The organism is Clostridium tarantellae (assembly GCF_009295725.1).
In the GTDB taxonomy this organism is placed as follows: domain Bacteria; phylum Bacillota; class Clostridia; order Clostridiales; family Clostridiaceae; genus Sarcina; species Sarcina tarantellae.
This window is the reverse complement of sequence record NZ_WHJC01000152.1, coordinates 1-8,075: the sequence shown is the minus strand read 5'-3', so window position 1 is coordinate 8,075 and position 8,075 is coordinate 1. Positions and strand designations below refer to the sequence as shown.

Genomic DNA, 8,075 nt, shown 5'->3' with positions numbered 1-8,075 from the left:
ATATTAATTAAAGGAGATAAAAATGAATTCTTTATTGGAAGAATCAATAAAAAATATTATTGATAATTATACAGAATTTTTTTTCCACAAAAAAAATGTTATTGGAGTAGGCATAGGATTTAAAACTATAAATGAAATAGATACAAAGGAACCTTGTTTACATGTTTTGGTTGAAGAAAAGAAAAGTTTGAACAAGTTATATAAAAAAGATATAATACCTAAATTTTTTCTAGGTATAAAAACTGATGTGATAAAAGTAGGCTCATTAACCTATTTAAATTCAAATAAACCTTTACCGCCTCCTCCTATACCTCCAAGACCTAAAATAAAAGGATTATTAAGACCTATTAAACCAGGATGTAGTATAAGTCCCTTGGGACAAAATTATTTTGGTACTTTAGGTGCTATTGTATTTAATAATAATGATAATATCCCCTATATATTAAGTAATAATCATGTTTTATCGCGAAATGGAAAGATTCCAATAAGAACTCCAATTTTACAACCTGGAGTATTTCATGGAGGTAATAATCCTAACAATAGAATTGGTGAGCTATCTAAAACTTTAATTATAAATCATATGATTACTAAAGATATTGAGAAAGATTTTTTAAATTTTGGAGATTGTGCCATTGCTAAAATTGATTCTAAGATTGAATATTCAACTTATTTTAATGATATTGGTACAGTAAATGAAACTATGGATGAGGAAATAGGAGTTTTAGTACAAAAATTAGGAGCCTCTACTAATAAAACTGGTGGTGAAATAATCACTATAAATGCTGCAGTATTCTTTAAAGATAACAATGGTTTTTTTAAAGCTTATAGAAATAGCATTATTACAACTTCCATGTCTTCAAAAGGAGATTCTGGAAGCTTGCTCATTAGTTTTACTAAAAAGGCTATAGGATTATTGATTGGTGGAAATAAGGAAGTAGATATATTTTGTCCAATAAAACCTATTTTAAATTTTTTTAATATTCACTTTTAATAAAAATTAAGTATATAAATAATAAATACTTTATTTTTATATATTTATAAAAGGAGGTAACTGTGCATTCTTTATTAGAAAATTCAATAATTCATATTATTGATAATTATGATACATTTTTTTTAAGTAAGAAAAATGTAGTAGGAGTTGCTCTAGGTAATAAATTTATTAAGGGAATCCAAACTAAGGAACCTGTTTTACATGTATTTGTAAAGGATAAAGTACCCTTAAATAAGTTATATAAAAATGAAATAATACCTAAATCTTTCTTAGGTATAAAAACGGATGTTATTAAATCTGGACTTTTTAAAAATATTAACTTAAAAAATATGAGTTCAATAAAAAATCCCTATGATTCTAATACAGATATTCATTTTTTAAATTCAAAAGTTAGGCCTATACAAGGAGGATGCAGTATAAGCCCTGTAGGTGTAGATTATTCAGGTACCTTAGGTGGAATAGTATTTGATAATACAAACAATACTCCTTATATACTAAGTAACCAACATTGTCTTTCAAACTTTGGAAAATTCTCTAAAGGAACCAAAATAGTACAACCCTCTAATGTTCAAGGAAAAAAATTATTAAATAGCAATGTAATTGCAAAGTTATTTAAAAGTGTAAAATTAATTTATGAAGAAAATAAATTAAATGTGGTGGATGCATCTATTGCTGAAATAAATTCTAATATAAAATATGATAAATATATTTATAAAATAGGACCAGTTACAGGAACTACAGAAGGTGAAGTAGCTATGGAAGTTAAAAAAACAGGAATAACTACAGGTTTTACTAGAGAAAGCATAATATCCACTAATGGCAGTATTGTAACAGAAATGTTGCCAGGTCAGGATTGTAATTTTGTTAAGCAAATAATAACAAATAAAATGTCTGAACCTGGTGATTCTGGTGCATTAGTATTAAATAACTTTAATAAGGCAGTAGGTATATTAGCTTCTGCAACTGACCATCTTTCTGTTCTAAGTCCTATTGATCCTATATTAAGTGTTTTTAACGTTCATTTTTAAAAACAAAATACTTTTTCGTTTCCTTATAAACTAATAAATCATACTATAAAAATAAAAGTATTTTTAGGAGATTGAATAATATGAATAATCTAAAAAAAGATTATATAGCTAATATAGCAGAAAAAGATTATATGTTTTTTATGAATAAGGAAAATGTAATAGGGGTTGGAGTTGGTGAAAAAATTATTGAAGACAAAAATACTAAAGATTTATGCTTAACAGTATTTGTAAAGGAGAAAATTCCTTTAAAAGAATTACATCCTAATAATATAGTTCCTAAAAAATATTTAGGAATTAAAACAGACGTAATTGAAATGGGAGTAATTAAAGCATTAGGATTACAAAGTAGAGTACGGCCTTTTAAATTTGGTTATAGTATTTCTCCTGCTAATATTAGAATAGCAGGTACTGCTGGATGTTTAGTATATGATGATAAAAATTATTATATTTTAAGTAATAACCATGTAATGGCAGAGTTAAATTCTTTACCTATAAATACCCCTATAATTCAACCTGGACTTATAGATGGTGGCAATTCTGAGAAGGATATAATAGCATATTTATCAAAATTTGTAGCAATAAACTTACCAAAAAACTCTTCAAAAATGCCCTTAAATCATGTAGATTGTGCCATTGCTAAAATCACTTCAGAGGTACATTATAATTCTTATGTAGAAACCATTGGATTTCCAAAAGGAATATCTATTGCTGATATGGGAGAGCCTATAAAAAAAAGTGGAAGAACTACTGGATATGTAAAGGGGAAAATAATAACTACTAATACAACCATTTTAGTAGGTTATAATAATACAGAAGCTTTATTTAAAGATCAAATTATAACCACTCCTATTTCAGCTCCTGGAGATTCAGGTAGTGCCTTATTAAATAATTCAAATTATGTGGTAGGATTAGTTTTTGCTGGTGGATATAATTTTTCAGTTGCTAATCCCATTGAAAAAGTTTTAAGTTATTTAAATGTAAAAATAGCCAAATAATATTTTAATAACTATATATAAGAATTATTTGCTCATGTACAAAAAATTCTTACTTTCACATTATAGAAATGTAAAAGTAAGAATTTTTTATATTATTAACAGTTACTAATTTTTGAAATTATAGTAGCACTATTTTTAATTATTTGAAATCTTTAATAAACCAAAGTAAGGAGTATAATCTATGCCATCTCCATGAATCTTTATTGTATTATTTCCTTCTTTTAAAGAAACTATTAAATTCATAGTTAATGCATCCTCTTTAGACCAACTTTTTGTTTTTTGTGAAAGATATATTATTCTAATTGGTTCATTATTAATATCTAAAGTAAATGGTCTTTCTATATCACTAGACAAATATTGAATATTTAAAATATATCTTTCTTCTTTATCAACATAAACTGTTAATGTGGATGAACTATCTTGTGGTCCTCCTATATTTTTAACAAATCCTATATTCTCATCTATTTTTCCTTCCCCTTCTAATTTTCCATTTGCAAAATTATAAGTTCCTTCTGGTAGAGTATTAGGTACTATAGAAGGAATGTTATTATCTGGCATGGAAGGAATTGTTGGCATTACAATTGGTAAGAATTCAACACTATCTAAAGTTAAAGTAAACTCTCCTAAATTAGGACTATAATCCTTACCATTTCCATAAAATTTAATATTATTTTCCCCTTCACGTAGCTTTACTAAAAAAGAAAATTTTTCATCATTAGATCCATTCTCTCCAGAGGTTAATGGTACTTTATAAACAGTTCCTGTATTTATATTATTTATATCAGTAAGAAATATTCTCTCTGCATCTTGGGATTTATATTTTATATTTAAGGAATAAGTTCCTTCTACTAGAGCATTTACCTTTATTGTAACTGCCCCATTATTAGGTCCGCCTATACCTTCAATAAATTCTAAGGATGATTCAATCCTGGCATCATTAGTTAAAATTCCTTTGGTTAAATCATAGGGTTCTAAATAAGATTTATTACTTTTAATAATCTTTATTTCACCAATGCTTGGACAATAATCAAAATTATTTCCGTGAAACTTAATGGTATTTTTTCCTGAATTTAAATTAATTGGAATAGTAAATGTGGCAGCACTACTTATATCCTGTCCTTGAGTCTTAGGAATATTATAAATTTGATTATTATTAAGTTCATTAACATGAATTTTTAATACTCTCTCATTATCTGGTGCCATATATTGAATTATTAAATTATATTCTCCAGCCCCTAACACATCTACATCTATAGTACAGGACTCATTTTCTAACCCACCTAACAAAGTAACAAATTTTGTGGTTTCATCTATTTTAGCTCCCTTAGAAAGTTCTCCTTCATATGCATTATAAACTTGAAATTTTGTATTTTTTAAAATAGTTAATAATCCTATACTAGGAGCATAATCTTCACCATTTCCATGAAATCTTATTTTATTTCCACCATTTTTTAAATTTAAAGGTATGGTAAAAGTTTTTGTATCATTTATGGTTACACCATAGGTTTGAGGGAAATAGTACACCTCCTCTAAAGTTACCTCATTAATATCTATTTTTAATGGTCTATTACTATCTGGAGATAAATATTGAACCTCTAAATTATATTCTCCCCCACTAAGGGTATTAATAATTATAGTAATTGATCCATCATTAGATCCTCCTAGTCCTCCAACAAGAGTACTAACATTTTCTAATTTAGCTCCATTTTTAAGTATTCCTAAGGAAGCATTATAAATTAAGCCTGTTGGATCTTCAATGGTAACTATGCCTAAACTTGGTGCATATTCTTCCCCATTTCCATGAAACTTAATGGTATTATCACCTGAATTTAAAGGAAGAGATAGAGTAAAGACTTTTGCGTCTTGTATTGTCCAGCCTAAAGTAGACTTTAGCATATATATAGTACCAGTATTAACTTCATTTACATCAATTTTTAATGGTCTATCTTCTCCAGAAATATATTGTATAGAAACATTATAAGTTTTTGTATTATTAGCATTTATTGTAATTGTAGATGAACCATCATTAGGTCCTCCTATCCAACCTACAAAATTAGAACTTTCATCTAATTTTGCTCCATTTTCAAGAACTCCTTCATTAGCATTATAATTTCCAGCTGCCAAAGGACCAATTGGAAATAAAACCTTACTTATATTAACTATGCCTAAACTTGGCCCATAATCTATTCCATTTCCATGAAAAGTAATCTTATTAATACCTTTATTTAAAATTAATTGTATGGTAAAGAAATCTATTTTAGAAATTATCCATGAAGATGTAACTGGGAATATATGCGTCTTTCCAGAATCCATTCCATTTATATTTATCTTTAAAGGTCTATTCTTATCTGTAGCTATATATTGTACTTTAAAATCATAAGCTCCATATTCATTTATATTTACAGTAATTGTGGATGAACCATCAACTTCTCCCCCAATATAAGTTACTAAATTATTAAGTGGATCTATTTTAGCTCCATTTTTTAAAACTCCTTTGGCTATATTATAACTTCCTTCTGGTAAAGTATTAGAAAGTGGTGATATAAATTCAAGAGTAAACTGTCCCAATTCTGGAGAGTATTCAGTATCATCACCATGAAAATCTAACATATTAATTGTTTTATTAAAGATAATATCTGTACTAAATGTTCCAGAAATATTTTCAGAAAGATTGTAAATAGTACCTGTATCAATATTATTTATTCTAATCCTTAAAGGACCACCACCATTTTTATAGGATAAATCTAATTTATATATTCCCGGCTCCATCACTGAAATCTCTAAAGAAGAGCTTCCATCTAAGGGACCTCCAATCCATTTAACAACATTTAAATCAGTATCTAAAGTAGCTCCATTCTTTAAAACTCCTAATGCCACATTATATATACTATTTGTGAATATACTAAGCTCTAACTTTTGCATTTCCACATAAAAACTTCCCAAATTAGGTCCATAATTCATATATGAACTTTCAAATTTAATAGTATTAATACCCGCATTTAAATTTATAGGAATAGTAAATATTTTTACACTTGATAAATTCCAATCAATAGTCTTTGGTAAATTATAAGAATCATTAGATTTTTCCCCATTTATAGTAACTATAAGATTTCTATTTAAATCTCCTGATAGGTATTCTAAATATAAATGATATAAACCTGAAGTACTTACTTTAATAGAAACTGTTGAAGTTCCCTTTAATGGTCCCCCTATATTAGTAATAAAATTAGTATTTGAATGTTTTTTTGCATTATTTAGTAAAATACCCTCACATACTATTGAAGTTATTTTAGGTAAATTTATTTGAATTAATCCTAAATTGGGTGCATAATCTACTCCATTACCATGAAATTTTATTACATTAACATTTTTATTTAAAGTTATTGGCAAAGTAAAAGTATTAACATTAATTAAATTTTGGCTATTAGTTAATGGTAAAGAATAATTTGTTTTTTTACCATTAACAGAAATACTAAGATTATTATTATTTTCATCACAACTATATTCAAATATTAAATTATATTCTCCATTAAAGGGAGCTGTAAACGAAAAATCTATATAATTATCAATTACTCCCCCTAAGTTTTTTAAAAGTTTAATGTTTTCATCTAATTGAACCTCTTTTGAAATATTTATTAAATCTTTATTAGAATTAAATATTTCTAATGGATTTTTCAAATAAGTAGTTTTAAAATTAGAAGATGGCTTAAAGGTTACTATTCCTAAGTTTGGACTATAATCAATACCATTACCATAAAATTTAATAGTATTATTCCCTTTATTCAGCCAAGATGTTATACACATGGTTTTAGCATCTGTAATATCTAAACTTGGAGTAATATGACTAGTATAAACTCCTATCTTTTCTCCATTTATATTAATAGCTACTTGACGATTTTTATCTGAACATAAATATTGAAATATAATATTATACATACCACTTTCATTTACATTAAAGTTTAATGTGGAGGAACCATTTTTTTCTCCTCCTATTAAATAAGCAAATCTGTTAAACAAATTTATTTCAGCACCATTTTCTAAGGTTCCTAAAGCTATATCATAGGTACCTGAAGCTAGGAACCCACTAGTATGAATAATAGTTTCAGAGGATTTTTTAGTAATGTCCATTAATTCTGATTGATTAGATTTCACTATATAATTACCTACTGGAACATTAGAAAATAAATATATTCCTGAAGAGTTGCTTTCAGTAAAAGAAAGAGGAGTTAGATTATTAAATTTGTCTACACTATAAAGGGTTACATCTGCATTAGCTATAAAATTGTTTAAATCATCTGTTATTATTCCAGAAATAATTCCTAGTGGAGAATTTTCATTTAAATTTAAAGAGGTATTTAAACTAAATATTTTACCACTTGTAATAGTAACAGTTCCTTTATAAGGTACATATCCTAATGCAGAAATTTTAACTTCATAATTACCTGCATTTAAGTTACTAAGAAAAAAAACACCTAAATAATCAGTAAAAGTTATTCCTATTAAAGTAGTAATACTATTTAAGATGCTATATATAGAAACTACTGCTCCAGATATAGGTGTATCTTCATAAATTACTCTACCACTTAATATTCCTTTAAGAACATTAGGATCTTCTGATAAAATAAAATTTATTATTTTATTCTCCTTTGAACTAAGTGAAAATGATATTGGTATGTCTATAAGTTTATTTTCTCCTATAGCTAAAATTTTATAACTATCACTATATGGAACATTTTCTATCATATATTCACCATTTTCATCAGTAACTACATGATATAAAGGTTCTAAATTTTCATTCATTAATTTTACAGTGGCATTTTTTATTGCATTATTATTTAAGTCAATAACTCTTCCTGAGATTATTGCACCTACATTTATATTATTTAAATTTGGAGTAAGATTTAAATTTAAATTTACAGCAGTTCCTTTTTTATCAATTTGAATAATAGATGAATTAGCTAAATTATATTTATATTTACCTATTTCCATAAATAAGTACCCTCCTAAATTTTTATATACAAAAATCATAAAAGACATAAAAATTTTTGTGCAATTTAATAT

The 8,075-nt window shown here is 26.3% G+C and carries 4 protein-coding genes; 3 read left to right on the top strand and 1 reads right to left on the bottom strand.

Annotated features, from left to right (window positions below; translation table 11 throughout):
• Nucleotides 1-22: 22 nt before the first annotated feature.
• The 3 genes from GBZ86_RS10095 to GBZ86_RS10085 all read left to right on the top strand — a co-directional run bounded on the left by GBZ86_RS10095 (nucleotide 23) and on the right by GBZ86_RS10085 (nucleotide 3,014).
• A complete protein-coding gene (locus GBZ86_RS10095) occupies nucleotides 23-991 on the top strand; it encodes a chymotrypsin family serine protease (protein WP_152890304.1) in 969 nt (322 codons plus the stop codon).
• 62 nt (nucleotides 992-1,053) lie between these two features.
• The gene (locus GBZ86_RS10090; protein ID WP_152890302.1) at nucleotides 1,054-2,019 is read left to right on the top strand and encodes a chymotrypsin family serine protease; all 966 of its coding nucleotides are present in this window, start codon (nucleotides 1,054-1,056) and stop codon (nucleotides 2,017-2,019) included.
• A gap of 80 nt (nucleotides 2,020-2,099) precedes the next feature.
• Nucleotides 2,100-3,014, top strand: coding sequence for a trypsin-like serine protease (locus tag GBZ86_RS10085; protein WP_152890300.1), 915 nt, complete (start codon nucleotides 2,100-2,102; stop codon nucleotides 3,012-3,014).
• Nucleotides 3,015-3,149: 135 nt separating this feature from the next.
• Here GBZ86_RS10085 and GBZ86_RS10080 read toward each other — a convergent pair whose 3' ends face one another.
• A complete protein-coding gene (locus tag GBZ86_RS10080; RefSeq protein WP_170272205.1) occupies nucleotides 3,150-8,003 on the bottom strand; it encodes a carboxypeptidase regulatory-like domain-containing protein in 4,854 nt (1,617 codons plus the stop codon).
• Nucleotides 8,004-8,075: the final 72 nt, after the last annotated feature.

Bases quoted from the DNA above. Each gene is read 5' to 3' on its own strand.
- GBZ86_RS10095 (WP_152890304.1), top strand. From the start codon at position 23: ATGAATTCTTTATTGGAAGAATCAATAAAAAATATTATTGATAATTAT.
- GBZ86_RS10085 (WP_152890300.1), top strand. From the start codon at position 2,100: ATGAATAATCTAAAAAAAGATTATATAGCTAATATAGCAGAAAAAGAT.
- GBZ86_RS10080 (WP_170272205.1), bottom strand. From the start codon at position 8,003: ATGGAAATAGGTAAATATAAATATAATTTAGCTAATTCATCTATTATT.